Origin of the sequence: Lacrimispora algidixylanolytica (genome assembly GCF_003609635.1) — a bacterium.
GTDB lineage: Bacteria > Bacillota > Clostridia > Lachnospirales > Lachnospiraceae > Lacrimispora > Lacrimispora algidixylanolytica.
Genome location: NZ_MCIA01000034.1, coordinates 58624 through 85526, shown reverse-complemented (window position 1 = coordinate 85526; position 26903 = coordinate 58624). Strand labels below are relative to the sequence as shown.

At 40.2% G+C, this 26903-nt stretch carries 27 protein-coding genes; 23 read left to right on the top strand and 4 right to left on the bottom strand.

Translation table 11 applies throughout. The annotated features are described in order from the left end of the window. Positions 1–114: 114 nt before the first annotated feature. From plsX to ilvA, 6 genes are all read left to right on the top strand, one after another. Positions 115–1131 (top strand): phosphate acyltransferase PlsX, encoded by a 1017-nt coding sequence (gene plsX, locus BET01_RS19180; protein WP_120198489.1) that lies wholly within the window; start codon positions 115–117, stop codon positions 1129–1131. A gap of 19 nt (positions 1132–1150) precedes the next feature. Then, positions 1151–1381 (top strand): acyl carrier protein, encoded by a 231-nt coding sequence (gene acpP / locus BET01_RS19175; protein ID WP_120198695.1) that lies wholly within the window; start codon positions 1151–1153, stop codon positions 1379–1381. A 74-nt stretch (positions 1382–1455) separates the two neighbouring features. Continuing rightward, the gene (rnc, locus tag BET01_RS19170; RefSeq protein ID WP_120198488.1) at positions 1456–2151 is read left to right on the top strand and encodes a ribonuclease III; all 696 of its coding nucleotides are present in this window, start codon (positions 1456–1458) and stop codon (positions 2149–2151) included. 64 nt (positions 2152–2215) lie between these two features. Then, on the top strand, positions 2216–5776 hold the full coding sequence (gene smc / locus BET01_RS19165; RefSeq protein ID WP_120198487.1) for a chromosome segregation protein SMC: 3561 nt from the start codon (positions 2216–2218) through the stop codon (positions 5774–5776). Positions 5777–5787: 11 nt separating this feature from the next. Then, entirely contained in the window at positions 5788–6729 is a 942-nt protein-coding gene (gene ftsY / locus BET01_RS19160; RefSeq protein WP_120198486.1) for a signal recognition particle-docking protein FtsY, read from the top strand. A 2-nt stretch (positions 6730–6731) separates the two neighbouring features. Then, positions 6732–7961 (top strand): threonine ammonia-lyase, encoded by a 1230-nt coding sequence (ilvA, locus tag BET01_RS19155; protein WP_120198485.1) that lies wholly within the window; start codon positions 6732–6734, stop codon positions 7959–7961. A 103-nt stretch (positions 7962–8064) separates the two neighbouring features. On the opposite strand, the gene BET01_RS19150 is transcribed toward ilvA, so the two are convergent. Both BET01_RS19150 and BET01_RS19145 read right to left on the bottom strand, forming a co-directional pair. Then, a complete protein-coding gene (locus tag BET01_RS19150; protein WP_120198484.1) occupies positions 8065–8805 on the bottom strand; it encodes a LytR/AlgR family response regulator transcription factor in 741 nt (246 codons plus the stop codon). 10 nt (positions 8806–8815) lie between these two features. Continuing rightward, positions 8816–10129 carry a sensor histidine kinase gene (locus BET01_RS19145; protein WP_158585105.1) on the bottom strand — a complete coding sequence of 438 codons (1314 nt, stop codon included), beginning with the start codon at positions 10127–10129 and terminating at the stop codon, positions 8816–8818. A 176-nt stretch (positions 10130–10305) separates the two neighbouring features. On the opposite strand from BET01_RS19145, the gene BET01_RS19140 reads away from it, so the two are divergent. The 4 genes from BET01_RS19140 to BET01_RS19125 all read left to right on the top strand — a co-directional run bounded on the left by BET01_RS19140 (position 10306) and on the right by BET01_RS19125 (position 14161). After that, on the top strand, positions 10306–10878 hold the full coding sequence (locus tag BET01_RS19140) for an accessory gene regulator B family protein (protein ID WP_158585104.1): 573 nt from the start codon (positions 10306–10308) through the stop codon (positions 10876–10878). Continuing rightward, positions 10875–11012: an exodeoxyribonuclease V subunit alpha gene (locus BET01_RS19135; RefSeq protein WP_120198481.1), complete on the top strand. Its 138-nt coding sequence runs from the start codon at positions 10875–10877 to the stop codon at positions 11010–11012. Before BET01_RS19140 ends, BET01_RS19135 begins: the two co-directional genes overlap by 4 nt. Before the next feature lie 350 nt (positions 11013–11362). After that, positions 11363–11542 carry a hypothetical protein gene (locus BET01_RS19130; protein ID WP_120198480.1) on the top strand — a complete coding sequence of 60 codons (180 nt, stop codon included), beginning with the start codon at positions 11363–11365 and terminating at the stop codon, positions 11540–11542. A gap of 354 nt (positions 11543–11896) precedes the next feature. After that, a complete protein-coding gene (locus BET01_RS19125) occupies positions 11897–14161 on the top strand; it encodes a rhamnogalacturonan lyase family protein (protein WP_243117279.1) in 2265 nt (754 codons plus the stop codon). Positions 14162–14286: 125 nt separating this feature from the next. On the opposite strand, the gene BET01_RS19120 is transcribed toward BET01_RS19125, so the two are convergent. Beyond that, positions 14287–16026 carry an Rqc2 family fibronectin-binding protein gene (locus BET01_RS19120; RefSeq protein WP_120198479.1) on the bottom strand — a complete coding sequence of 580 codons (1740 nt, stop codon included), beginning with the start codon at positions 16024–16026 and terminating at the stop codon, positions 14287–14289. Positions 16027–16171: 145 nt separating this feature from the next. On the opposite strand from BET01_RS19120, the gene BET01_RS19115 reads away from it, so the two are divergent. From BET01_RS19115 to BET01_RS21780, 11 genes are all read left to right on the top strand, one after another. Beyond that, positions 16172–17050 carry a YicC/YloC family endoribonuclease gene (locus tag BET01_RS19115; RefSeq protein WP_120198478.1) on the top strand — a complete coding sequence of 293 codons (879 nt, stop codon included), beginning with the start codon at positions 16172–16174 and terminating at the stop codon, positions 17048–17050. A gap of 16 nt (positions 17051–17066) precedes the next feature. Further along, complete coding sequence (gene gmk, locus BET01_RS19110; RefSeq protein WP_120198477.1) at positions 17067–17687, top strand: guanylate kinase; 621 nt, start codon at positions 17067–17069, stop codon at positions 17685–17687. A gap of 22 nt (positions 17688–17709) precedes the next feature. Next, positions 17710–17964, top strand: a complete 255-nt coding sequence (rpoZ, locus tag BET01_RS19105; RefSeq protein ID WP_120198476.1) for a DNA-directed RNA polymerase subunit omega — start codon at positions 17710–17712, stop codon at positions 17962–17964. Positions 17965–18033: 69 nt separating this feature from the next. Then, positions 18034–19374: a 30S ribosomal protein S12 methylthiotransferase RimO gene (rimO, locus tag BET01_RS19100; protein WP_120198475.1), complete on the top strand. Its 1341-nt coding sequence runs from the start codon at positions 18034–18036 to the stop codon at positions 19372–19374. After that, positions 19358–19900 (top strand): CDP-diacylglycerol--glycerol-3-phosphate 3-phosphatidyltransferase, encoded by a 543-nt coding sequence (gene pgsA, locus BET01_RS19095; protein WP_120198474.1) that lies wholly within the window; start codon positions 19358–19360, stop codon positions 19898–19900. Before rimO ends, pgsA begins: the two co-directional genes overlap by 17 nt. Positions 19901–19905: 5 nt before the next feature. After that, positions 19906–21153, top strand: a complete 1248-nt coding sequence (locus BET01_RS19090) for a competence/damage-inducible protein A (RefSeq protein WP_120198473.1) — start codon at positions 19906–19908, stop codon at positions 21151–21153. A gap of 23 nt (positions 21154–21176) precedes the next feature. Next, entirely contained in the window at positions 21177–22517 is a 1341-nt protein-coding gene (locus BET01_RS19085; RefSeq protein ID WP_120198472.1) for a hypothetical protein, read from the top strand. Next, complete coding sequence (locus tag BET01_RS19080; protein WP_243117278.1) at positions 22495–22827, top strand: hypothetical protein; 333 nt, start codon at positions 22495–22497, stop codon at positions 22825–22827. The genes BET01_RS19085 and BET01_RS19080 overlap by 23 nt, the downstream gene beginning before the upstream one ends. Positions 22828–22834: 7 nt before the next feature. Beyond that, on the top strand, positions 22835–23728 hold the full coding sequence (locus BET01_RS19075) for a hypothetical protein (protein ID WP_120198471.1): 894 nt from the start codon (positions 22835–22837) through the stop codon (positions 23726–23728). 17 nt (positions 23729–23745) lie between these two features. Next, entirely contained in the window at positions 23746–24156 is a 411-nt protein-coding gene (locus tag BET01_RS19070) for a GerW family sporulation protein (protein WP_120198470.1), read from the top strand. A 53-nt stretch (positions 24157–24209) separates the two neighbouring features. Beyond that, positions 24210–24347, top strand: a complete 138-nt coding sequence (locus BET01_RS21780) for a hypothetical protein (RefSeq protein ID WP_013272624.1) — start codon at positions 24210–24212, stop codon at positions 24345–24347. A 121-nt stretch (positions 24348–24468) separates the two neighbouring features. On the opposite strand, the gene rpmB is transcribed toward BET01_RS21780, so the two are convergent. Beyond that, positions 24469–24654, bottom strand: coding sequence for a 50S ribosomal protein L28 (gene rpmB, locus BET01_RS19065; protein ID WP_120198469.1), 186 nt, complete (start codon positions 24652–24654; stop codon positions 24469–24471). A gap of 167 nt (positions 24655–24821) precedes the next feature. On the opposite strand from rpmB, the gene BET01_RS19060 reads away from it, so the two are divergent. Both BET01_RS19060 and BET01_RS19055 read left to right on the top strand, forming a co-directional pair. After that, complete coding sequence (locus BET01_RS19060; protein ID WP_120198468.1) at positions 24822–25178, top strand: Asp23/Gls24 family envelope stress response protein; 357 nt, start codon at positions 24822–24824, stop codon at positions 25176–25178. A 14-nt stretch (positions 25179–25192) separates the two neighbouring features. Further along, positions 25193–26863, top strand: a complete 1671-nt coding sequence (locus BET01_RS19055; protein WP_120198467.1) for a DAK2 domain-containing protein — start codon at positions 25193–25195, stop codon at positions 26861–26863. The last annotated feature ends 40 nt before the right edge of the window (positions 26864–26903 follow it).

Below are 26903 nucleotides of genomic sequence, written 5' to 3'. Positions count from 1 at the left end.
TTTCTAAGTTTTAATAACAGCTTTTAAATTTCTCAATTTATTATTGATTTATAGAATAATATTTAGTATATTATGTAATAGATTATCTTAGGAAGACTTGAAAGGGGAATCATGATGATTAAAGTAGCTGTAGATGCCATGGGTGGTGATCATGCGCCAGCAGAGATGGTAGCAGGTGCTGTGGCAGCTGTGAATGCGAATAAAGGGATCCAGGTTCTCTTAGTAGGGATAGAGCATATTGTATCGGAAGAACTTTCAAAGCATACGTATGAGAAAGATCAGATACAGATAGTAAATGCGACAGAGGTAATCGAGACGGAAGAAGCTCCGGTTAATGCCATACGAAAGAAGAAAGATTCTTCTATAGTTGTGGGAATGAATCTGGTAAAACAAAAGGAAGCGGACGCATTTGTATCGGCAGGTAGCTCAGGCGCCATACTGGTTGGCGGCCAAGTGATTGTTGGCCGGATTAAAGGTGTGGAAAGACCGCCGTTAGCCCCGCTGATTCCTACAGAAAAAGGTGTTTCCCTGCTGATTGACTGCGGAGCGAACGTAGATGCAAGGGCCTCCCATTTGGTACAGTTTGCAAGAATGGGTTCCATTTATATGGAACACGTTATGGGGGTTAAGAATCCGAGAGTTGCTATCGTCAATATTGGCGCAGAGGAAGATAAGGGAAACGCGCTTGTGAAAGAAACCTTTCCGCTGTTAAAACAATGCGAAGACATCCATTTTACCGGAAGCATCGAAGCCAGAGAAATTCCGCATGGCGGAGCAGATGTCATCGTCTGCGAAGCATTTGTAGGAAATGTAATCCTTAAGCTTTATGAAGGAGTGGGCGCAACCTTAATTAACAAGGTAAAGAGCGGTATGATGGGAAGCTTAAGAAGCAAGATTGGAGCTTTGCTTGTAAAGCCCGCTTTGAAGGAAACATTGAAATCATTTGATGCCTCCCAATACGGCGGAGCACCGCTGTTGGGGCTTAATGGTCTGGTTGTAAAGACCCACGGAAATTCTAAAGCGGTAGAAGTAAAAAACTCCATACTTCAGTGTGTAGCCTTCAAAGAACAGGGAATTAATGATAAGATAAGAGAAAGTCTTAAATCGGTGAATGAAGGAAGTCAAGAATAGGAGAGAGGAAGGAAAAGAAATGGAATTTGAGAAGTTACAGAAAATTATTGCAGAGGTATTAAATATTGAGCCGGAAGAGGTTTCCATTAACTCCACATTCGTGGATGATCTTGGAGCTGATTCCCTTGATGTGTTCCAGATCATTATGGGCATTGAGGAGGAATTTGATATTGAGATTCCAACTGAAGTAGCAGAAAACATTGTTAGTGTCAGCGATGCAGTAGATCAGATCAAGAATGCTTTAAATTAATAGATGTGGGTGCTGCTGGGACCGTAGGGTCTGTCCGCAGCACCTTCTTTCATAATTGGGAAAGAGGGATAAATATGAGTAGGAATTTAAAAGATTTGGAGGAACGGATCGGCTATCGTTTTTCAGACAAGCATCTGATGACACAGGCCATGACCCACAGTTCCTATGCCAATGAGCACCGCCTAAATAAGCTGGAATGCAACGAGCGGTTAGAGTTTTTGGGAGATTCGGTTCTGGAATTATTCTCCAGTGACTGTCTCTACATCAAGTATCCCAACAAGCCAGAAGGGGATTTAACCAAGATACGGGCGAGCATAGTCTGTGAACCCACTCTGGCATACTGCGCAGAGGAATTAAAGCTGGGAGAATATCTGCTCTTAGGAAAAGGAGAAGAGGCGACCGGAGGAAGAGGACGTGCTTCAATCGTGTCTGATGCAATGGAAGCTCTCATAGGAGCTATTTACCTGGACGGTGGTTTTGCTAATGCAAAAGAGTTCATTTTGCGTTTTATTATGAATGATCTGGAACACAAGCAGCTCTTTTATGATAGCAAAACTATCTTGCAGGAAATCGTACAAAGTCAGACGGAGGAACCGTTGACTTATAGACTGTTACGGGAAGAAGGACCAGATCATAACAAATTATTTGAGGCGCAGGTTCTCGTTGGAAATCAATCGATTGGACAAGGAATTGGCAGAACCAAAAAAGCGGCAGAACAGGTAGCTGCTTACCATGGTATTCTCGCACTAAAAAAGGATAAGGCGCGTTAAGGACAATACATTTGTCCAAAAAACAAAGAAAGGGCAGGCTTTTTTAAGTTTGTCGGCGTGAACTATGTATTTAAAAAGTATTGAGATACAGGGTTTTAAATCATTTGCCAATAAAATCATATTTGATTTCCATAATGGGATTACCGGCATTGTTGGACCTAACGGGAGTGGGAAAAGCAATGTTGCCGATGCGGTGCGCTGGGTTTTTGGTGAGCAGAAGGTAAAGCAGCTTCGAAGTTCCAGTATGCAGGATGTAATCTTTTCTGGAACTGAAACCCGTAAGCCACAAGGGTTTGCTTATGTCGCCATTACTCTGGATAACTCGGATAAGCAACTGGCCATTGATTATGATCAGGTGACGGTGTCTAGAAGAGTTTATCGTTCTGGTGAAAGTGAATATATGATTAACGGCAGTGCCTGTCGACTAAAGGATATCTATGAGCTGTTTTATGATACCGGAATCGGTAAAGAAGGATACTCCATCATCGGACAGGGACAGATCGATAAGATTTTAAGCGGAAAACCGGAAGAACGTAGGGAATTATTTGATGAGGCTGCAGGTATCGTTAAATTCAAGCGACGAAAAGCAATTGCTCAGAAGAAGCTTGAAGACGAAAAACAAAACTTGGTCCGACTCAATGATATCCTTATTGAGCTTGAAAAACAAGTAGGCCCGCTGGCAAAGCAATCAGAAGCTGCCAGAGAATATCTGCGTCTGAAAGAAGAATTAAAGAAATATGATGTGAACCAGTTTTTAATGGAAACGGAAGGACTTCGTATTCAGATTAAGGAAAATGAAGACAAGGAAACCATTGTTGCCAAAGATTTAGAAGATGTGAAACAGATTTCCCAGGGAATACGAGAACAATATGATGCCCTGGATACATATTTATCAGAGTTAGACCAATCCATCACTGAACTGAGGAATGATAAAAATAGTTCCGATATTGAGATTAGTGGTCTGGAAGGGCGAATTAACGTATTGAAGGAACAGATCAATACGGAACATATGAATACCGAGCATATCGCAGGTCGAATCAAATCCATCCATGCAGAGATAACTTCAAGACAGGAGCAAGAAGCATCCTACCTGCAAGCACGTACAGAAATTGCCAGTCAGGTTCTTTCCGCCATGGAGAAGCTAAAGGAAGCAGAACGTGTTCTTGCAGCCGAGGATGAGGAAATTAAGTCACTTGAACATCAGATGGAATTAGGTAAAAGCCGCATGATGGATCTTTTAAGTGATAAAGGATCTCTCACAGCCAGACAGCAGCGCTATGAGGCAATGCTTGAGCAGGTGAATGTCCGTCGTTCCGAAGTATGTCAGAAGCTTTTAAAATTCAAAAGTGATGAATCAGAGCAGGACGAGCTGCTTATAAATCTGCAAAAAGAAGCGGATGAGATCGATGAAGGAATTATTAAGCGAGAAGAAGCCCAGTCTCTATGTGAGACTAAGACCGAGGAATTAGAAATCCAGGTTAAAAGGCTGAATAAAAACTTAAACGATAAACAGCAGGAGTATCATACCAGCTACTCCAAACTGGAATCTTTAAGAAACCTTGCAGAACGGTATGAAGGTTATGGCGGAAGCATCCGAAAGGTGATGGAAGTCAGAGACCGGATCAAGGGAATTCACGGAGTAGTGGCAGATTTAATCACAGTTCCTAAGGAATATGAGATTGCCATAGAAACCGCTTTGGGTGGAAGCATACAAAATATAGTTACAGATTCTGACCAGACTGCAAAGCAGTTAATCGAATATTTAAAAAAGAATCGTTTTGGGCGAGCTACCTTTTTACCTCTTACTAATATATCTAATAAAAATTCTGCGCAACAAGAAAAGGCTCTATTGGAACCCGGTGTCCTGGGACTTGCCAGTACCCTAGTGGAAGCGGATAAGCAGTATGAAGGCCTCATGAATTATCTTCTGGGTCGTGTCGTAGTTGTAGACACCATAGATCATGCCATTTCTCTTGCGAAAAAGTTCCAGTATTCTCTTCGTATTGTTACTTTAGAAGGTGAGTTATTAAGCGCAGGCGGTTCCATGACCGGTGGTGCATTTAAAAATACCAGCAATCTTCTTGGTAGAAAAAGAGAAATCGAAGAGCTAGAAGAACGCTGCAGTAAGGCTCTTACTGATGTAGAGCATCTCGAGAAGGAACTGGTCATGAATGAAGGCTTGCTTTCTGAAAGCAAGGAAGAGCTAAATCTAATTCGTGTAGAAAAGCAGAATCTTTACTTAAAGCAGAACACGGTTCGGATTAATCTAAAAAGGATTGAAGATAAAAAGTTGGAAATCCGGGAATCCTACGGAGATCTGGAACGAGAGAATATACAGCTAGAAGTACAGATTCGGGAAATCGGAGTGAACCAACAGGAACTTCTTGTTGCTGTAGAGACAGTAGAGAAGCAAAACCGAGATACCGGTGATAACCTAGAAGTGCTCAATTCGGGACTTGAAAAAGCAAGGTTAGATAGAGAGCAGTTTTATAAGGATTTATCAGCTATTCAGCTTGAAACTTCGGGCCTAAAACAAAAGGATGACTTTGAAAAGGAAAACTTAAGACGTATCAAAGAAGAGACTCATCGTCTGGAGGAAGAACTTTCAGGGCTTTCTGGTGGATCCGAAGATTCCCAGCTTATTATTGAAGAAAAAGAAAAAGAAATTCAGCTATTAAAAGGTCAAATTGATAAAGTAAAAGCGAGTGGGGAAGAATTGGAGCAGTCCATCAATCAAAACACTGCAAAAAAAGAAGCCAAAACAAAAGAGCAAAAGGAATTATTCCAAAAACGAGAGGAAATGACCAACAATATTAGTCTTTTGGATAAGGAATTATTCCGTCTTCAAAGCCAGAAAGAAAAATTGAATGAACGCATGGAAGGCCACGTAAACTATATGTGGAATGAATATGAGTTAACCTTTTCCTCTGCGGAAGTTTTAAGGAATCATGAATGGACGTCTCTTCCAGACATTAGGCGTGCAATTGCATCTTTAAAGGATGAAATCCGAGGACTAGGCAATGTCAATGTCAATGCAATTGAGGATTACAAGGAAGTTTCTGAGCGATATGAGTTTATGAAGACCCAGTACGATGATCTTGTATCAGCGGAAGGAACCTTGTTAAAGATCATTGATGAATTAGATTCAGGAATGAGAAAGCAATTCGAAGAAAAATTCCGAGAAATCCGGGCAGAATTTGATAAGGTATTCAAAGAATTGTTTGGTGGCGGTCGTGGAACGCTAGAACTGGTTGAGGACGAAGACATTCTGGAGGCGGGAATCCAGATCATATCTCAGCCACCAGGTAAAAAACTTCAAAACATGATGCAGCTTTCGGGTGGAGAAAAGGCGCTTACTGCCATTGCATTACTCTTTTCCATTCAGAACTTAAAGCCATCCCCATTTTGTCTTTTGGATGAGATTGAGGCGGCTCTAGATGATTCTAACGTAGACCGTTTTGCAAAATACCTGCATAAGCTTACAAAAAACACACAGTTCATCGTAATTACACACAGACGTGGTACCATGGTATCTGCGGACCGCCTGTATGGTATTACCATGCAGGAGAAAGGCGTTTCAACGCTTGTATCAGTAAATCTGATTGAAGAAGATTTAGAAAGTTAAGGAGACCGACTATGAATGAGAAAAAGGGATTTTTTGGGAAGCTGGTTGCTGGACTTCAAAAGACAAGGGATAACATTATCGCCGGCGTGGATTCCATTTTCAGCGGCTTCTCGGCTATTGATGAAGAGTTTTATGAAGAAATTGAAGAGATTCTCATCATGGGCGATCTGGGAATCCAGACGACCATGTCCATTGTAGAAGATCTAAAGAAAAAGGTAAAAGAGCAGGGAATCAAAGATCCATCCGAATGCAAACAGCTCCTTATGGATAGCATCAGAGAACAGATGGATCTTGGTGAAAATGCTTACGAATTTGAGAATCGCAAATCCGTTTTACTTATAATCGGTGTCAATGGAGTAGGAAAGACAACTTCTGTTGGAAAACTTGCAGGGCAGATGAAAGACGACGGAAAAAAAGTGATTGTAGCAGCTGCAGATACCTTCCGCGCGGCAGCCATTGAGCAGCTGACAGAATGGGCCAGAAGAGCCGGAGTGGATATTATTGCACAGCAGGAGGGTTCAGACCCAGCAGCGGTGGTTTTTGATGCTGTAGCGGCAGCAAAATCAAGACAGGCAGATGTGCTCATCTGTGATACAGCAGGACGTCTCCACAACAAGAAGAACTTGATGGAGGAGCTTAAGAAGATAAACCGGATTATCGACAAGGAATATCCAGATGCCTATAGAGAAACTCTGGTGGTCTTAGATGGAACTACCGGCCAGAATGCCCTTGTCCAGGCAAAACAGTTTATGGAAGTTGCAGATATTACTGGAATTATTCTTACGAAGCTTGATGGCACTGCTAAGGGAGGAATTGCCGTTGCCATTCAGTCGGAACTTGGCATTCCTGTGAAATACATTGGGGTTGGGGAGAAAATCGATGACTTACAGAAATTTAATGCAAACGAATTTGTGAATGCATTGTTTCACGCAGATGAGAAAGTAGAGGCTTAAATATGTTGACATTGGAAAAGTTCGAAGAAGCATCAGAAGTCGTAAGTAAGGTAACCTTGGAAACCAAGCTGGTACACAGTGAATATTTCTCTGCTCAGACCGGCAATAAAGTGTATTTTAAACCGGAAAATATGCAGTATACAGGTGCATATAAGGTGCGTGGAGCTTATTATAAGATTAGCACCTTATCCGAGGAAGAAAAAGCCAAAGGATTAATTACTGCTTCTGCCGGTAATCATGCACAGGGAGTTGCCTATGCGGCAAAATTAGCTGGAATCCCTGCTACCATCGTTATGCCGACTACCACTCCTCTTATGAAGGTGAACAGAACCAAGGGGTATGGTGCAGAAGTTATATTAGAAGGTGATGTTTTCGACGAAGCTTGTGATTACGCTTACAAGCTGGCGGATGAGCGTGGACTGACATTTGTCCATCCATTTAATGATCTAGATGTTGCTGCCGGACAGGGAAGCATTGCTATGGAAATAGTCAAAGAGCTTCCTACCGTTGATTATATTTTGGTTCCCATTGGAGGCGGCGGTTTATGCGCCGGTGTTTCCACCTTGGCTAAAATGTTAAATCCAAAAATCAAGATTATCGGGGTAGAACCTGCAGGGGCTAATTGCATGCAGGAATCCATACGCCAGGGTAAGGTAGTTTCCCTTCCCAATGTCAATACAATTGCTGATGGTACCGCTGTAAAATGTCCAGGAGATAAGCTTTTCCCATATATCCAGGATAATGTAGATGAAATCATCAGCATAGAGGATTCTGAGCTCATCGTATCATTCCTTGATATGGTTGAGAATCATAAAATGATAGTGGAGAACTCAGGACTTCTTACGGTTGCAGCTTTAAAGCATATGAAGGTAGAAAATAAGAAAATCGTCTCCATTTTAAGCGGTGGAAATATGGATGTGATCACAATGGCTTCCATCGTTCAATTAGGTTTAATTCAGAGGGATCGAATCTTTACAGTGTCCATTCTTCTTCCGGACAAGCCAGGAGAACTTGCAAAAGTGTCCGCTCTTCTTGCAAAGGAACAAGGCAATGTAATCCGCCTGGAGCATAACCAGTTTATTACAATTAACAGAAATTCGGCTGTGGAACTTCGCATCACCTTGGAGGCGTTTGGAACAGATCATAAAAATACTATTATGGCCGCTTTGACAGCTGAAGGATATCGTCCAAAGTTAGTGAAGTCTAAGGGCACATATGGCGATGGCTGTTAATGCATTCGAATTAATAGATACATTTCGGTAAGGAAAAGATAGAAATACAGAAGGGCACTCCCTACAAGTTTAGTTGACTTATAGGGGTGCCCTTTTGATTTATCTAAATCTGCTTTAAAGCCTTTTGTAGTTTGCCCATCATACGTATGGAAACATTATAAGTTTCTTTGTTATCCATGGTTAAAACGGCATCTTCCTTTGAATATTTTAGTACATGCCTTAGATTCACAATGACAGAGCGGCTGCATTGGAAGAAGGTAGAGTTTAAAATAGCGTTTAACTCTTTTAGGGATCCGGCCATCTGACGGACACCATTTTTCGTATGAATCATTATCTTATGGTTTTCCTCGCAGGTTGTAATTGCAACAATATCATCCTGATCGAAAATCAGAGACGTTTTATCCACTTTTACAGAGAGCAGGCGATTGGAAGCGTTTAATTGAGTCTTGTAGTTGTTTTCTGCATTTTTAATGCAGTCACAGATTCGGTCAGGAAGTGTTTTGATTTCATCTTTTACTATAAAATCCATAGCTTCCACTTTATAACGAAAGGTAAGAACCGCCATTTCGCTGTGTGTTGTGACGAAAACAATATACCCTCTGGGATCGTATTTGCGTATTTCCTGAGCAAGTTCGATTCCATTTTTATCGGACTGCAAGTCAATGTCTAAAAAATATAGTCCGATAACCGTGGATTTTTTGCGGATAGAAAGAAGTTCGGCAGGACTTGAGGCAGCACAGTAAAGTTGAGATTCAGTAGAGTTCATCAACAAATACTTTTCCACTGTATTTTTCCAACGTGTTAATTGTCTATTATCATCTTCACAAAGATATATATGTATCATTTTTTACTCCCTATGTAACATTTGGCTTTAGGATTATCTCCTGTGTGAAATAAGGTTCCTCATATGTTGTGTTCCAGTTGGCATTATCATAGTTACCTAAAATCATTGCCACATTATAAAGGCCAATTCCCCGGTTCATGCCTTTAGAAGAGACCCCCTGGCCGGGAAGTGCCGATACGGGATGATCCAGTGCAGGAGAAGTGTTTCTTATGATGATGTAAAGATCCTCATCCTTGCGAAACATACAAAAAATCAGCTCTTTTTCTTTTGTTTCCGTAGCCGCTTCAATGGCGTTATCCATAAAGATCCCAATGATTCGGGAAAGATCCAAAGCATCTATGGGAATTGTTTCGATTGATTCCGTCAATTCGATTTCTGCTTTTATTCCAATTTCCATGGAATATATGAATTTTGAAGAAAGTAGGCTTTTTAATGCGGTATTTTTAATATTAGACAATGCCCCAAGCTTTGTATCTGATTCGGCAAATGCGTGGCTTATGGGAAGAACTCGGTCTCCATAATATTTCATCAGTCCATCCATATTATCTTCTTCCATATATCCTGACATTGTGCTTAAAATATTCATATAATCATGCTTGAATTTTCTCATGATTCCATAAGAAGTTTCCAAACGTTCCGTATAAAGGCGAAGGCTTTCAAACTGTGCCATACGATGTTTGTTAGCCTGTTCTCCCATAGTGGCCTTATAGATGGAATACATAAGATAAACCGTGATTGCAAAGAGTAAAAGAAAGATGATTCCGTTTAATGCAATGACACCAAAGTTATAACCTAAGTATTCTCCATAGGAGAAATTGAAAATATAAAAGAACACTAAAATAAAAAGGTCAATGAAAATGGCCTTTAACAAATGCGGATTTGTTAAGTATTGAGTTATATTCAGCTTTTTGTGTATGTACCAGCCAATGAATTTTGTGGAAATGCCGCAGTATATGCTGTAGGTGATAGAAAAAATAACATTTAGCATATCATGAGTCAGAAGATCCTGCATATCCATCTGAAGGATAAAGCCAGCCGCCCACATAAACAGATAATTGAATGCTATGGTATAAAGATAACCAAACAAATAAAATGCCATGTTTAAATAAGGCTCTTTTGCAAAGATATAAATCAGCAATAAGATCCCCACAAAGGTAATGTATGTACTGGCCTGTCCGTAGATTCTATTGAATAAAAACAGGCTGCCAAAAGCGTACATAAATATACAAAGTTTTCTGGCGTTCGTCAATTTGTTAGGAAGCAAATGCACACTGGAAAAATAAATACATAAGCCGCCGGTAAGCGTATAGATTAAATAAGTCATAATGTTTCCCCTCGCTAGTAAGTATATATATTTTACTCTGTTGTAATTGGAAAGTAAAGGAAATTGTTTGCACAAAGTATACATCTAACGCTTAAGAAGAAAAAACCAACGAAAACTTCAAAAACATTCATTCAAACGAAAATATGATACTATATCATCTAGTGGTGGTGATCATTATGAGTATTACAGGAATTGCTGTCGGATTTTGTAATTGGATGAACAAAATAAATCCAAAAAGTCAGGACGAAAACAAAGTGATTCAATATGGAATGGAATTATTGCTGGATAATATTTTAAAGTTTGCGCTGATTCAATTAATGGGTATCCTAATTGGCAAAGGCTTTGATACATTTATTATATTATCGTCCTTTTGTGGTCTGAGACTTCAGGCTGGCGGAATTCATGCCAGAACGGGGCTAGGCTGCGGTTTCAGTATGATGCTGATATGGGCAACTTCGCTTTTGGCGGATACTTACATAAATATGCATATTTCCGTGCTGCCTCTCATTTTTGCAGCCTCTGTATTGATTATATGGCTTTGTGTTCCTCGTACCATTAACATTGAATATTTCAGTTCTCAGGATATCTTACAAAAAAAGATTTTCTCTTTTGTAATATTGATCGTTTTGATGGCTCTATCCACATTTTTCCCATCATTGAGAGAACTGATTATGATTCCAGTTATTTTGGAAGTATTGACATTGCTTCCCCAAAATAAAAATAATTTAGAAGGAGAATACAAGGGATGAAGAAAACATTGATTGAAAGAGTTCAGAAGGCTTTAGTAAAGGTGTCCTTAAATTCTGTAGGAAGAAGTATTCCTGCTGGAATTTATGAAAGAAAAATCCCGGAAGTAGTATTAAAAGCTAAAGATGCAAAATAATGGATTTAAACGGATTTCAGAAGCGGTAAAAGTTTGTATAGGCAAATGTTCGGTATGAGTATGTAAAAAGTGGTGAAGACCATGAATGATGAAAAAGCTTGATTATCTCAAACGGTGTGAGTAGCCGTTTGATGTGAAATTTTAGATTACACGGAATAACTAAGGGGGAAATGAATGTTAGATTGACATTAAGTCAATGTTAACATTATTTTATAAGTTATTTCGTGTAATCGTAATTGTATCCATTGTTTCGTACCGCTGATTATGGCTGTATGAATTTGCTGGATCAAGATATTGTTAGGATTTTTGCTTTGGGTACATAGGGTAAAAGGGATTAGGAGAACGTATTAATGAGAAGGTCTTTATTTCGGAAAATTCTCAGATTGGAAGATAAAAAGAATGTTACCTCTGCGGAGAAGAAAATCTTGTCCAAACGCAAAGGGAAAATTTTGATTCCAGAGAAATACTATATTGAGGTGATAACCAACGTTCCCGGGAGACAGGCTATTGTAGAATACTTTGATAATTAATAAAGAAGGTTTGATAGTTCGGGACGATATAAAGCAGGTACAGAAAGAATGGTGATTTCTTTCTTGTGGCCTGCTTATTTTATTGTTCCAAACAAGTGTATCCTTGGTAAGGCTACTTGTTAGGGATTTTTTTAGGTTCTTATTATGATAACTGACTCTTTCTAACCTGATATATACGCACATTTATTGCGTTACATAATGATTATTTACAGATATTTCGCCATAATGTTAGAATTATTCCAGGAGATTCCCAAGTTATAGTTACAATAGTGAAAGGAGGAGGGGAAGGTGTATCGGGGATACTTCTTATTCAAATCGTGGTAAGGGGAAAATAATGATTATGGAGGGGAAGAGATGTATTTAAAGAAGAAATTAAAAAAAGGATTCATCGTATTGGCCGGTGTTTTGTTTATTGTAAGTGCATCATCTGGAATGGATGCAAATGCAGAAGGCTTATTTCCAGCAAAGCAGCACGGAGGATTGGAAAATACTTCAGACAGGGCACTTACAGCAGTGACAACCAATCAAGGAGTTCTGGTGAGTTGGCGGTTTTACCAAGAAGATGGGGCGGGAGCGGAGTTTATACTAAAGAGAAATGGCCAGGAGATATATCGTGGTGTTATTACGAATTATTTTGATCAGCAGGGAAAAGCAGGAGACAGTTACGAATTACAGGACAACACCGGGAAATTCAGTATAGGTCAAACAGCTCTGGCTTGGAATCAGGAATACATAGAATTAAGTCTTAAGGCTCCGGAATCACAAACCATGCCAGACGGCTCTATTACAAATTATTCAGCAAATGATATGTCCGTAGGAGATTTGGATGGAGATGGACGTTTGGAGCTCATTGTTAAATGGTATCCGGATAATGCTCAGGATAACTCAATTGATGGGTATACAGGAACGACCTTTCTAGATGCCTACGATATTGATACAAGTACTGGGGTAGCAACCATGATGTGGAGAATTGACTTAGGAGTCAATATCCGTTCTGGCGCTCATTATACCCAGTTTCAAGTATGGGATTATGACGGAGACGGATGTGCTGAGGTATTATTAAAGACTGCTGATGGTTCTACTTCATACCAGAATGTGAATGGTAATCTGAAAGAAACCGGACACGTAGGAGCTGTCAATTCAAAAGCTCTTCCTACTAATAAAATTAGTGACAAATATGACTTTCGTAGTTTTAGCGGAAGAATCGGACGCATTGTAAAAGGAGAAGAGTTCTTAACTGCTTTTGACGGCAGAACAGGTATGATTATTGATACGACTGCTTATTTGCCTTCCCGGGGAATTTATAATGCAGCAACAGGGACCTGGGACACTTCTATGTGGGGACTGGACAGCAAAGGAAATCCAGAGCCACAGGGATATGCAAACCGACCGGATCGGTTTCTGGCAGCGACTGCTTATCTTGATGGTACCAATCCCAGCGCTGTATTTTGCCGAGGATATTACGGAAGAACAGCCATTGCCGCTTGGGATTTAAAAAATGGTAAGCTTACGAAGAAGTGGTTGTTTGACGTCCCAACAGGAGATAAATATGCTGGTCAGGGAAATCACAATCTTTCTATTAATGATGTGGATGGGGAGGGAAAGGACGAAATCATATATGGTTCTTTGACGGTTGATCATAATGGAAAACCGAAATATACCACAGGACTAGGCCATGGAGATGCCATGCATGTCAGTGACTGGAATGACGACGGCAAGCTGGAAGTATTTCAAGTGCATGAAGAAAAAAATGCCAGGTACCACGTGGAGCTTCATGATGCGGAAACAGGTCAGATTTTATGGGGGTATCAATATGGTCAGGACACCGGACGAGGCGTTGCCGCAGATATAGATCCTAGGTATCCCGGTGCAGAGATGTGGGCGTCGATTAAGGCAATCACTTACAATGTCAAAGGACAGCAGATTTATGAAGAAGGCAAAAAGCCAAGTCAGAATTTCTCCATTTTTTGGGATGGGGATCTACTGATGGAGCTCTTTGATTCCAATAACTCCACACAGTTAATTCCTCAAGTTCAGAAGTGGGATTATGAGAATCAAAAATCAGATATCCTGATACAAATGAATGGCACTATGCTAAACAATGGGACAAAAGGCAATGCGTGTCTTGTGGCAGATATAATTGGAGACTGGAGAGAAGAAATCATTGTAAGGGATGCACAAGATAAGAATAAGGTAAGGATTTACAGCACACCCATAGAAACCACCTATCGGGTTCCCTGTCTTTTGACCGATCGTGCTTACCGGGAGGGTGTTGCATGGCAGAATACTGCTTATAATCAGCCTGCTAATTTAAGTTATTTGTTATCGGGTGGAATCAAAGTACCAGAAGTGACTGCAAAAGGAGTTAATGCTCAGACTATTCAATTAGAATGGAATGCAGCTAGCGATGGTAAATATGGTCACGAGGTGTCTGGCTACGCCGTATATAGGGCAGAGCCAGGACAAAGCTTTAAACAGATTAAAACACTTGAGGGAAGCGCTCGATCCTATCAGGATTCAGAATTATCATCGGCAGTAGAATACCGTTATAAAGTAGCTGCAATTGTTGATGATGTTCCTTCCTTTCAATCATTCCAGGTTACGGGGAAGACGAAATAGAAAAATGATGTAACTAAGCAATACCAAGAAGAATGAAACCCAAGAAGAATGAAACAAGAAGCGCTTGAATGAGAAATAAGACATTCAAGCGCTTCTTTTGGTTTTGGAGTGTTACATTCCGTATATTAAACTTCCTCCAAAATTAATTTGGGTTCTGCGACCATAGAGTAATTGGTGTGGTAAATCACGAAACCAGGTGCCGCTCCGGTTACTTTTTTAATTTGTTTCTTCTGAATATAATCCACTTCTACCTTATCGCCGTCCCGGCCTTTGGAATAATAGGCGGCTAGGGCTCCGGCTTCTTCGTATAATCTGTCTGGTATCTCCTTGCCTTCAGATTTTACGATGACATGGGAACCTGGAATGCCTTTTGCGTGGAACCACCAGTCATTGCCGGTTGCAACCTTAAAGGTAAGTTCTTCGTTCTGGTAATTATTCTTTCCTACATAGATGTGGAAGCCGTCAGAGGAAATATAGTGAAATGGTTTACTGGTTACCTTGGGCTTTTTGTCACCTGCACGGCGGTGTTTAACATAGCCGTACTCCATCAGTTCCTCTTTAATTTGCACTAAATCTTCTTCTTTTAATGCAATGTCAAGAGCAGCACTTACGGATTCCAGATGATCAATTTCTTGTTTGGTTTCGCGAATCTGTTCTGTGACGGCTTCAAAGGTACGTTTTAACTTGTTATATTTATCAAAATATTTCTTTGCATTTTCTTTTGCGGATAGTTGATCATCTAAAGGGATAGTAATATCTTCATTGGTATAGTAATTGAGGCAGGTCAGCTTTTTCTCTCCACCGGACAGTTCATATCCGTAGGTATTTAGAAGCTCTCCATAGACCTTGTATTTATCCTTTTTTTCTGTATCCTTAAGCTGTTTTTCCTGCAAGTCGAACTTTTTATAGTTTCGCTCTAATGCGGTCTGGACAATTTTACGAAGATCCACTGATTTCTGGCGAATTCTTGTAATCGTATTTTTAGTGGCGTAATAAGTTTCTAAAAGTAAACTGATGGATTCAAAGGGAGTTGCCTGATACTCATCACTTTGAAAGCATGACATAGGGAGGGCGGAAAATTCAACTGGCTCCTCATTACGGTAAATGATATTAGGTGAAAAATTCGCCTGATGAATATCTGAAACTACATGAGAAAGGGTACGATATAAGTGAACCATCTCCATTTCGGTCATCTCATTCGCAGAATGGTCCGCATCAATGGAGGCCATGTGACAAAGTTCATGTCCCATAATTGGACTAAAGCCAGTGAGTTTTAGATACAGTGCTTTTTGTATGGGGGCAGGCGTGCTGCTCATTGCCTCCTGAAACTCTTCTTGGGTAATGGACAGTGGGTCTTTTTTTTCTGTAGTTTGAGGGATAAAATAAGTTCTGCCGGGAAGGACTTCTCTAACGGAACTCACCTGAGCAGATATGTGCTTGATGCTGTCTAAGATTATTCCCTCCTCATTGCAGAAGATAATATTGCTGTGCTTTCCCATAATCTCTATTATTAACTTTTTAACCCGTTTATCTCCAAGTTCGTCTAAATGTTCGATTTCCATGCATAGAATACGTTCTAGACCGGGTTGGCTTACGCCTAGAATTCGACCGTTTCCAATATGCTTGCGTAAAAGCATGCAAAAATTAGGCGCAGTCATGGGGCTTTGCTTATTGGATTCTGTAAAATAAACAAGTGGAAGGCTGGCACTAGCTGAAATTAGGAGCCTCCATGTATTTTTCTGATTTTTAATAGTAAACAGCAGTTCATCCTTTTCCGGCTGGGCGATTTTAGCGATTTTTCCGCCTTCCAGCCGGTTTTTCATTTCTGCTGCAAGATTAGCCATTACAATTCCGTCTAAAGCCATTGTATTATTTCCTCCGGTGAAAGTCTGATTAAAATATAGATAGTATACCACAAAAACACTGTTGTGTAAAATTTAAAACCAATTGACTTGTTTTTTAATATGACTTATAATGGATTATATCTATGGCGAAAGAGAGGCATTTGCAATGATTAAGAGCATGACAGGTTTCGGCAGGTATGAAACCGTCACGGATGAATATAAAATTTCCGTCGAGATGAAAGCTGTAAATCACAGATATTTGGATTTAAGCGTAAAGATGCCGAAAAAGTTTAATTTCTTTGAAACAGGAATTAGAAATCTGTTAAAGAATTATATACAGCGGGGTAAGGTTGATGTTTTTATCAGCTATGAGGATTATACAGAGAATAAGCTGTGTTTAAAGTATAACAGCGCTCTAGCTGCTGAATATATGGATCATTTTACAAAGATGGAGAAAGAGTTTGGAATCCAAAATGATATTAAGGTATCTACCCTGGCTAAATGCCCAGAGGTTCTTACCATGGATGAAGTGACAGAAGATGAAGATCAGATGTGGAAACTTCTTTCTGAAACCATTGAAGAGGCTGCAAAGCGTTTTGTAGAGACCAGGATTACCGAAGGGGAGACCCTTTGTAATGATTTGATGAAAAAGCTGGGTAATATGCTGGAGATACTGGACTTTATTGAAGAACGCTCCCCAAGGATTTTGCAAGAGTATCGTGGAAAGCTTGAGGACAAGGTAAAGGAACTGCTGTCAGGCGCTTCCATTGATGAAGGAAGAATTGCCACAGAGGTTACGATATTTGCTGATAAAATTTGTGTGGATGAAGAAACCGTCCGGTTAAGAAGCCACATTGAGAATACCAGGTCTGAACTGGGAGTTGGCACAAGTGTGGGAAGAAAGTTGGATTTCATTGCACAAGAGATGAACAGAGAAGCCAATACCATTCTTTCTAAGGCCAATGATTTGGAGATTTCTGACAAAGCCATTACATTAAAGACCGAGATTGAAAAGGTCAGAGAACAGATCCAGAATATTGAATAGGGAGTGTAACAGACTCATGAATGAGCAAGGAATGTTGGCAGTTGTATCTGGGTTTTCAGGAGCAGGAAAAGGAACTCTTATGAAAGAGCTTCTGAAACGGTACGATAATTATGCACTGTCTATATCTGCAACCACCAGAAACCCAAGAGAAGGGGAGACGGATGGACGTGAATATTTTTTCGTGACAGAAGAAAACTTCCGGGATATGATTGAAAAAGATGCCCTGATTGAGTATGCTCAGTATGTAAAACATTTTTATGGAACTCCCAAAGAATATGTTTTAAATCAGATGAAAAAGGGCAAGGATGTAATTCTGGAAATTGAAATACAGGGAGCACTTAAAATAAAAGAACGTTTTCCTGAGACTATTTTAATTTTTGTGATGCCTCCTAGCGCAGAGGAACTCAAACGCAGGCTTATCGGTCGAGGCACAGAGAGTATGGAAGTAATAAATGCCAGACTTCGCAGGGCTGCGGAAGAAGCGGAGGGTATGGAGGCTTATGACTATATCCTTATTAACGAAAAAATAGAAACTTGTGTAGAAGCAATGCACCAGATGATACAGGTCCAGCATAACCGGGCATCCAATAATGGTGCGTTTTTATCTCAGATTCGGGAAGAATTGAAGAAAATATAGTGATTTAGAGAGGGGAACAAAGATGTTACATCCATCTTATTCAGATTTAATTAATGTAATAAACAGTGAGGTTGTACCAGGAGATGCTCCTGTCGTACAGAGCCGTTATTCTATTGTGATCGCAGCTGCAAAAAGAGCAAGACAGATTATCGCTGGTTCAGAGCCCTGCGTACCAGGTTACGGTAAAAAACCGCTTTCTATTGCCGTTGAGGAGTTGTACGAAGGCCAAGTAAAGATTTTAAGCGAAGCGGACGCAACAGAAGAAGACGATAATTAAGAGAAAGGCCGTCTCCCTTTTGGAAGATGGCTTTTCTCATATACAAATATTTACGACGGGAGTTTTAAGATGAAATTATTATGTATTTCACTGGGCTGTGATAAGAATCTGGTTGATACCGAGATGATGCTGGGCCTTTTAAATAAAGACGGATATACCTTTACTGACGATGAACATGAGGCAGATGTTATTGTAATTAATACCTGTTGTTTTATCGGAGATGCGAAGGAAGAGAGCATTAATACCATTTTAGAGATGGCTCAAAGAAAGATAGACGGAAATTGTAAGGCACTTATTGTAACTGGTTGCCTTGCTCAGAGATATAAACAGGAGATTATTGATGAGATACCAGAAGTCGATGGAATTCTTGGTACCTCCACCTATGATGAGATCTCCAATGTATTAAGAGAAGCTTTAAGCGGCGTAGAACATGTTCAGCGTTTCCACGATCTTCAGGGGATTCCTGAGATGGAAACAGGACGAGTTCTTACTACTGGAGGGCATTATGCATTCCTGAAAATTGCAGAAGGCTGTGATAAGCATTGTACTTACTGTATCATTCCTACTTTGCGTGGCAATTACCGCAGTGTTCCGATGGAACGACTTTTAAAAGAAGCAGAGGAATTGGCAAGTAAGGGCGTAAAGGAACTTATTTTAGTTGCCCAGGAAACTACACTTTATGGCGTGGATTTATATGGCAAGAAATCTCTTCCTGAACTGTTAAAGAAACTTTGCCGTATCTCAGGGATTCAGTGGATTAGAGTTCAGTATTGCTATCCTGAGGAAATTACAGATGAGATGATTCAGACAATAAAAGAAGAAGAAAAAATATGTCATTATCTTGATTTGCCTATCCAGCATGCCAGCGATCGTATCTTAAAGCTCATGGGACGGAGAACTACGAAAAATCAGCTTAGAGAAATTGTAGGGAAGCTTCGCAAAGAGATACCTGATATTGCACTTCGTACCACTTTAATCTCTGGTTTCCCAGGTGAAACAGAGGAAGATCACGAGGAGCTTATGGAATTCGTAGATGAGTTGGAATTTGAGCGTTTAGGAGTATTTGCTTATTCAGCAGAAGAAGATACACCAGCGGCAGGTTTTGCTAATCACGTAGATCAAGAAGTGAAAGAAGAACGCCGTGATGCAATCATGGAACTTCAGCAGGAAATTTCCTTAGATCATTCTGAGTCTATGGTCGGAAAGACGGTAGAAGTTATGATTGAAGGCAAAGTAGCAGATGAAAATGCTTATGTAGGGCGTACTTATATGGATTGCCCTGGCGTGGATGGAATGATATTTGTCCAGACAGGTGTGGAATTGATGTCAGGTGATTTTGCCAAGGTTCGGGTTACCGGAGCTATGGAATATGATTTGATGGGGGAGTTGGAAGATGAATTTACCGAATAAGCTAACGATTTTAAGGGTTATCATGATTCCGTTTTTTGTTTTATTTCTTCTGCTAGAGGGTGGTACCAATGTCAATTACCGTTGGATTGCAGCTGCTATATTTATTGTCGCAAGTTTTACGGATTTGTTGGATGGAATGATTGCAAGAAAATATGGACTGGTAACAAATTTCGGAAAGTTTATGGATCCGTTAGCGGATAAGCTTTTAGTTTGTTCAGGACTTATCTGTTTTACGGCGTTAAATCAGCTTTCGGCATGGGTCGTTATTGTTATCATAAGTAGGGAATTTATCATTAGTGGATTTCGATTGGTAGCTTCTGATAATGGAATTGTCATTGCAGCAAGCAAATGGGGTAAGTTTAAAACGGCCTCCCAGATGATCATGTCCGTTCTTCTTATGGTGAATATACCGTTGTTAACGCCGGTAACAGTTGTATTTGTCTGGCTGGCAGTCATCCTTACGATCGTATCACTCATTGATTATATCGTAAAGAATTATAAGGTTCTTACAGAAGGGAGTATGTAATCATTATGGTTGTCGAACTGGTTTCAGTTGGAACAGAGCTTTTGCTCGGTAATATTGTAAATACGAACACCCAGTATCTAGCAGAAAAGTGTGCTCTTTTAGGTTTATCCATGTATCATCAGGTGACAGTCGGAGACAACAGGGAGCGTTTGTCCCAGGTGTTAAAAACTGCCCTGGACCGTTCAGATGTCGTGATTCTAACCGGTGGTCTTGGACCTACGGAGGATGATCTGACAAAAGAAGTTTGTGCAGAGGTCATGGGATCTTCCTTGGAAGAGGATGATCACACAAGAGACCTCATCACAGAATATTTTAAGAACAGTATTTATAAAGAAATACCGGATAATAACTGGAAACAGGCCTTGGTTCCTCAGGGGGCCAAAGTATTAGAAAACCATAATGGAACAGCTCCTGGACTCATTCTTGAAAAAGATGGAAAGACAGCAATATTACTTCCTGGACCTCCCGGTGAGTTGAAGCCACTCTTTGAAGAACAGGTATTTCCTTATTTGCAGGAACGTCAGCCGGAAGTGATTCGCTCTCAGATGATCAAGCTATGTGGTCAGGGAGAGAGTCAAGTAGAAGACAAGCTTTTAGATCTTATTAATGGACAGTCAAATCCCACCATTGCAACCTATGCGAAGACGGCAGAGGTCCACTTACGGATCACTGCCAAAGCTTCTAATGAAGAGGAAGCAAAGGAACTTTTAAAACCCGTTGTAAAAGAGATTAAAAATCGCTTTGGCAACGATGTGTTTACCACGAAAGAAGAGGAAACCATCGAAATGGCGGTAGTTCGTCTTCTTAAAAAGCATGAGTTAACCGTGACAACAGCAGAATCCTGTACAGGAGGATTGATTTCAGGCCGTATTGTCAATGTATCAGGAGCTTCCGAGGTGTTTCGAGAGGGATTTGTGACTTATTCCAATAAGGCAAAGAGAAAACGTTTGAATGTTAATAAAAGCACTCTGAAACAATACGGTGCCGTCAGCAAGCAGACCGCGAAAGAAATGGCACTGGGCGGAGTTTTTGCTACTGGTGCAGATGTTTGCATTGCAGTAACAGGAATTGCAGGACCGATTTCCGAAGGTGAAAAGCCTGTTGGTCTGGTATATATTGCTTGCTATCTGAAGGATAAAGTGAAAGTAGAAGAATATCACTTTAAAGGAAACCGTGAAAAAATCAGAGAACAGTCTGTTGTAAAGGCTCTAGATTTATTACGGCGTTCCATCCTTTCCAATTACAATACCTGATAAAATCCGAGAGGAGATAAAATTTGGATACCCGATTACTGAAAAAACAGATGACTACAGCATATCAATACTCTTATGTAAGGCTAGTGCTAAATTATTATACTCTATTTGAATCTATCGCTGAGGAACCTCGTGTTTCTGAACATGTTTCTGATTGCAGCACACGACTAAATGAGCTTCTTTCTGATTATTATTCCGGTAAAGATGTTTTAGAGGGAGTGCTAGCTCTTAGAGAAGATATTACCCGTAAAGTTGAAGTGATGACTTCCTATGCGGATTGTTTTCAGATTTTTGAGTACGTATTAAACCGTCTGGAAAGAAAGTTTAAAGTAATGCCTGCAAGCTCAATTCATGATGATGCATTCGCAAAACGTCTATTGGAGTATATTACAGGATCCAGTGAGACAGCTGTTATGAATGGAAGAATCAAAGAAGTGATAGGACAGCTACCCGTTCGACTTACAAAGCAGAAGTTTTTCAGCCTTGTAATGGAGGGCCTTTCGGTATATATTGGCTCCCCCATGGAAAGCCTTAAAGATATGATGTATACACTTCGTACTGAATCTATGACTCGACTTCCAAAAGATATGGATCATGGATACCAGGAGTTTTATAAACTTTTGGAGCAGCTGCGTAGTATTGACTATAAGAAAATGACAGCTGAAAGCTATGAAAATGCAATAGATAATCTGGGAACTGTTTCAGAAGGACTTACGAAAGAATCTGGATTTTACGTGATGCTTCAGGAGATCGTCAATGATTTTTGTGTCCTAATTTTGTCAGGTTCGGAAGCGGTTGTGGATGTAAAAGAAGAGGAATTATATTCTTCCGTTGTAAAGGAGATTCTTCATAATTTTTCTAAAGAAGAGGATTCTTTTGGTTCTGATGAAATTTTCCTTAAGCTCACCCAGATGGAAGGCAGACAGGAAACTTTATATGAGAAGTATCTAAAGATTGAACTTCCGCAGGCGGATGAGGAATGGTATTCCAATCCCCATTATATAAAATCAGCAAACGTAGACATTCTTATGTCTGGGAGCAGTTTTGCTGAATTAAAATGCTTATCTTCTAAGGAAGAGTCTGAAAAGACAGAGGAAGAAGTTTTAGTAGATCGTCTTTCTCTGGAAAAAGAAGCAGGTGCGTATTTAAAGGAACTGGAAGATGTTTTTGCCGGATCTTCAAAACAGGTGGTACGTGCCATAATGGCGAAGGTTTTATCAGACCTTCCCGTGTATTTCGGTTCTATTGATGAAATTCAATCGTATATCACAGGAAGCCTTACAAGCTGTTTGGACGAGGCGGAAAAAGAAACCTGCAAGGAATTATTGGAAGAGCTGATGGATGATGAAAATAAGCTGGTTTGACCGTCTGTACGTAGGCGAAAAGGCCAAGAAGAAACGGTATAAAATCATACAGGGAATTCGAAAATCAAAGCCAAAATCAGATATTTATGTGATTATGCCCGCTTCAAATGGGAATAATATACTTGATATCTACCCCACTGCGGAATTATTTGCCCCTTTTTTCAGACAAGAAGAGGTTTTTATATTAGGCATAGCAGCTGATTATTGGGAGGCATTGGAGGTGGCCGGACGTATGGTTCATGACATGTACCGGATAACAGGTGGCTTCGATTTATCTGCCTTTTTAGATGAGGAAGCCGGTAAGGTGTGAGGTGTCCATGCTTCATATAATTTTATTGATATTAAAAATATTAGGACTTATTTTACTGGTCATACTGGGACTTCTTTTGGCAGTTCTTCTGGCTGTGCTTTTTGTACCTGTAAGATATCATGGATCTGGTTCTTATTACGAGAAAGGAAGGGGAAGCGCCGGCATCTCTTGGTTGCTACATATCCTTTCTATACGGTTTCGGTATGAAGAAGACTTAACGATGACCGTACGATTATTTGGATTTCGTATTATGAAACCTAAAAAGTTGGATCGAGAACTAGAAGAAGCAGAAGATATCTTGGTTCATGCTATGGAGAGAATCGAACCAGAACCGCTAAAAGATGCCAAAGAGGCAAAGGAAAAGGTTCAGAGTGAAATCCAGAAGCTTCCGGAGATGTTTGAATCGATTGATGATGAAGAGAAGACAAAGAAGCCCCTCTTTTTTACTTCCTTATGGGAAAAAGGAAAGAGGAGAATACTTCGTTTTTTTACAAAACTTAAGTTTTTTTTTCGTAGAGTCTGTGATACACTAAAGACAGTAAAAGAGAAAAAAAATGAAATTTTTTCCTGGATTTCCAGCAAGGAGAACCAGAAAACCGTTAAACTATTTCTGAGACAAGGGAAAAAACTAATTCGTCACATTCTCCCCCTAAAGGGAAAAGGCAGCATTACATTTGGTTTTGATGACCCGTATTTGACTGGTCAAGTGCTGATGTATTCCAGCGTAATATATCCATTCGTCCATAAACATCTTAATTTGTATCCTATGTTTGACCAGGCTATTTTTCAGGCGGAAGGAACGTTCCGTGGAAGAATTCGAATAGGCACAGCACTGTTGATAGGATCACGTATGTTGATGGATAAAAATTTCAGGATGATGTTGAAGAAATGGCTTCGATAAAGGAGGAATTGCTTTCGATGGCAGAGAATAATTTTACATCTACGGTAGAGGCCCTGTTTAAAGGGATGGATGCCTTTGTAGCAACGAAAACAGTAGTAGGAGATGCAGTAAAGGTGGATGACGCAATTATTCTTCCTTTGGTGGATGTGACCTGCGGTATGGCTGCTGGTTCCTTTGCAGAGAACGCAAAACAGCGTGGTGCAGGTGGAATGCATGCAAAGATGAGCCCTAGTGCGGTTCTTATTATTCAAAATGGAGTAACAAAGCTGGTGAATATTAAACAGCAGGATGCAGTAACAAAGATTTTGGACATGGTTCCTGATTTTGTGAATAAGTTTACCGGAGGATCAAAAGAAGTTTCTTCAGATGCATTAAAAGTTGCAGAGGAAATGGCCGCTGCACAGGAGAAAGAAAACGAAGAGTCATAAGTAGGGGATAAGCCGCATAGGATATCATATAGCTGAATGAATTGAGGGATGATATGAGAAGAGTATGCGGACTTATGCTGTTCTGCTTCGGAGCAGGTATGGCGATCCTGCTTTTTATCCCGGCAACAATTGTTACGATTTTGTTTATCATTGGATGTCTGGTATTGGGATATAACCTGTTCTGTTGTTGAGAGAACATTGCCATAAAATATAAAAGGGGGCTTGGTTTAAATACAAACCATCCCCCTTTAAAAATTATATCTTTTAAATAAAAAAATACCCCTGACTGAAACAGTCAGGAGTTTCCCTCGATTAAGCTCTTTCTACTAATCCGGATCTTAAGCAGGAAGTACATACGTACATCTTCTTAGTACCGCCTGTAACCTTTACTTTAACGGACTTTACATTTGCTTTCCACATCTTGTTGGATCTTCTATGGGAATGGCTCACTGCGTTGCCAAAGTGAGCAGCTTTTTCACAAATAGTACATTTAGCCATGATTGCACCTCCTTAAAAGTAACTTGGACTTTTTTTATTGAAAAATCCACAACAAGTGTATAATAACAGAAAACACATTGATTTGCAAGTGAAAAATAAAAATTTGTTTCTTTTTTTGGAAAAATAATGTATAATCAAAAGAGACAGAAAGAACGGAGGTAGAGACTATGAAGGGTTATATCAATAATAAACTGGGCGAAATCCAGGTAAGCCCTGATGTTATCGCTATGTATGCCGGAACTACTGCGGTAGAATGCTTCGGTATTGTCGGTATGGCGGCCGTCAGCATGAAAGATGGACTCGTTAAGCTTTTAAAGCGAGAAGGCCTGACTCACGGAATCAATGTGAACATCCAGGACAACCATATTACGATTGATTTTCATGTAATCGTTGCATATGGGGTCAGTATTTCTGCAGTGGCTGATAATCTGATTGACAGTGTAAAATACAAAGTAGAAGAATTCACTGGAATGACAGTAGATAAAATTAACATCTATGTTGAAGGCGTAAGAGTGATTGATTAAGGAGGAAACTACCTGTGGGTATGAAGTATATAGACGCTAAGATGCTGCAGAAAGCATTTTTGGCAGGTGCAAAAGGACTGGAAGCAAAGAAAGAATGGATTAATGAATTAAATGTGTTTCCAGTGCCGGATGGAGATACCGGAACCAATATGACCATGACAATTATGTCAGCGGCCAAAGAAGTTGCCGCCATTGAAGATCCTACCATGGAGACATTGGCAAAAGCTATTTCTTCCGGTTCTTTAAGAGGAGCTAGAGGAAACTCAGGGGTAATTTTATCCCAGTTGTTTCGAGGCTTTACAAAAGAGATCTCCGGTACAGAGCAGGTGACGACAACCGTTTTAGCCAATTCCTTTGTAAGAGCAACAGAAACTGCTTATAAAGCAGTTATGAAGCCGAAGGAAGGTACGATTCTTACCGTTGCTAAGGGGATGGCTGATAAAGCATCTGAACTGGTAACTGAGACAGAAGATATCATCGAATTTTGTCAGAAGGTGATTGAACACGGAGATTATGTTCTGAGTCAGACTCCTGAGATGCTGCCTGTTTTAAAACAAGCTGGAGTTGTAGATTCCGGCGGGCAGGGACTTATGCAGGTAGTTAAGGGAGCTCTTGATTCCCTTATGGGAAAAGAAATTGATTTATCTGTAGAAGGAAGCGGCCAGCTGTTCCAAACTAGATCAGAGACGGCACACCTGGGAGATATTGACATCAAATTCGGTTATTGTACTGAATTCATTGTTAATTTGGAAAAATCATACGACGAAAAGGCAGAACTTGAATTTAAGGACTATCTGGAGACCATAGGTGATTCTTTGGTGGTTGTTTCAGACGATGACCTGATAAAAGTTCATGTTCATACCAATGACCCTGGCCTTGCCATTCAAAGGGCTCTCACATATGGTTCTTTGTCTCGAATGAAGATTGACAATATGAGAGAAGAACACCAGGAGAAATTAATTAAAGAATCAGAAAAACTGGCAGAGCAACAAAAAGCAGAAAGACAAAAGAAAGAAGAGCCAAGAAAACCTTATGGCTTCATTTCTGTTTCTGCAGGCGAAGGGTTGGATGAGATATTCCGTGGTATCGGAACAGATTACTTGATTGAAGGTGGTCAGACCATGAATCCAAGTACGGAAGATATGTTAAACGCCATTGACCGTGTGAATGCGGATACCGTTTATATTTTCCCGAATAACAAGAATATCATCCTGGCGGCTGAGCAGGCCAGAGGGCTGGTAGAGGATAAAAAAGTTATTGTTATTCCTTCAAAGACCATTCCTCAGGGAATTACTGCAATTATAAATTTTGCAACGGAACTTTCTCCGGAAGACAATGAGAGAAACATGATAGAAGAGATGTCCAGAGTGAAGACAGGACAGATTACTTATGCGGTACGCAACACTGTGATTGATGACATAGAGATCCAGGAAGGCGATATCATGGCTTTGGGAGACCAAGGTATTCTTGCAGTTGGAAAGGATATAGAATCCACAGTCCTTCATTCTCTTGTTTCAATGGTAGAGGAAGAATCTGAACTGGTGACTATATACTACGGAAAAGATGTAAACGAAGATGATGCGAATGTCCTGAAAGAGAAAGCAGAGGAAAAGTTCTCTGCCTGTGAAGTTGAACTTCATTCTGGCGGGCAGCCCATTTATTATTATTTGATTTCAGTAGAATAAAAACACTTTATTTCCCGGCCAGACGGGATTCCGCCTGGCC

Coding starts and splice junctions, on each gene's coding strand:
- BET01_RS19080 (WP_243117278.1), top strand. CDS start 22,495: ATGATGAAAATAAGCTGGTTTGACCGTCTGTACGTAGGCGAAAAGGCC.
- BET01_RS19145 (WP_158585105.1), bottom strand. CDS start 10,129: ATGACTTATTTAATCTATACGCTTACCGGCGGCTTATGTATTTATTTT.
- BET01_RS19140 (WP_158585104.1), top strand. CDS start 10,306: ATGAGTATTACAGGAATTGCTGTCGGATTTTGTAATTGGATGAACAAA.
- BET01_RS21780 (WP_013272624.1), top strand. CDS start 24,210: ATGAGAAGAGTATGCGGACTTATGCTGTTCTGCTTCGGAGCAGGTATG.
- smc (WP_120198487.1), top strand. CDS start 2,216: ATGTATTTAAAAAGTATTGAGATACAGGGTTTTAAATCATTTGCCAAT.
- BET01_RS19120 (WP_120198479.1), bottom strand. CDS start 16,026: ATGGCTTTAGACGGAATTGTAATGGCTAATCTTGCAGCAGAAATGAAA.
- BET01_RS19135 (WP_120198481.1), top strand. CDS start 10,875: ATGAAGAAAACATTGATTGAAAGAGTTCAGAAGGCTTTAGTAAAGGTG.
- rpoZ (WP_120198476.1), top strand. CDS start 17,710: ATGTTACATCCATCTTATTCAGATTTAATTAATGTAATAAACAGTGAG.
- pgsA (WP_120198474.1), top strand. CDS start 19,358: ATGAATTTACCGAATAAGCTAACGATTTTAAGGGTTATCATGATTCCG.
- BET01_RS19150 (WP_120198484.1), bottom strand. CDS start 8,805: ATGATACATATATATCTTTGTGAAGATGATAATAGACAATTAACACGT.
- BET01_RS19060 (WP_120198468.1), top strand. CDS start 24,822: ATGAAGGGTTATATCAATAATAAACTGGGCGAAATCCAGGTAAGCCCT.
- rpmB (WP_120198469.1), bottom strand. CDS start 24,654: ATGGCTAAATGTACTATTTGTGAAAAAGCTGCTCACTTTGGCAACGCA.
- rimO (WP_120198475.1), top strand. CDS start 18,034: ATGAAATTATTATGTATTTCACTGGGCTGTGATAAGAATCTGGTTGAT.
- ftsY (WP_120198486.1), top strand. CDS start 5,788: ATGAATGAGAAAAAGGGATTTTTTGGGAAGCTGGTTGCTGGACTTCAA.
- acpP (WP_120198695.1), top strand. CDS start 1,151: ATGGAATTTGAGAAGTTACAGAAAATTATTGCAGAGGTATTAAATATT.
- BET01_RS19115 (WP_120198478.1), top strand. CDS start 16,172: ATGATTAAGAGCATGACAGGTTTCGGCAGGTATGAAACCGTCACGGAT.
- BET01_RS19125 (WP_243117279.1), top strand. CDS start 11,897: ATGTATTTAAAGAAGAAATTAAAAAAAGGATTCATCGTATTGGCCGGT.
- BET01_RS19130 (WP_120198480.1), top strand. CDS start 11,363: ATGAGAAGGTCTTTATTTCGGAAAATTCTCAGATTGGAAGATAAAAAG.
- BET01_RS19090 (WP_120198473.1), top strand. CDS start 19,906: ATGGTTGTCGAACTGGTTTCAGTTGGAACAGAGCTTTTGCTCGGTAAT.
- plsX (WP_120198489.1), top strand. CDS start 115: ATGATTAAAGTAGCTGTAGATGCCATGGGTGGTGATCATGCGCCAGCA.
- rnc (WP_120198488.1), top strand. CDS start 1,456: ATGAGTAGGAATTTAAAAGATTTGGAGGAACGGATCGGCTATCGTTTT.
- ilvA (WP_120198485.1), top strand. CDS start 6,732: ATGTTGACATTGGAAAAGTTCGAAGAAGCATCAGAAGTCGTAAGTAAG.
- BET01_RS19070 (WP_120198470.1), top strand. CDS start 23,746: ATGGCAGAGAATAATTTTACATCTACGGTAGAGGCCCTGTTTAAAGGG.
- BET01_RS19075 (WP_120198471.1), top strand. CDS start 22,835: ATGCTTCATATAATTTTATTGATATTAAAAATATTAGGACTTATTTTA.
- gmk (WP_120198477.1), top strand. CDS start 17,067: ATGAATGAGCAAGGAATGTTGGCAGTTGTATCTGGGTTTTCAGGAGCA.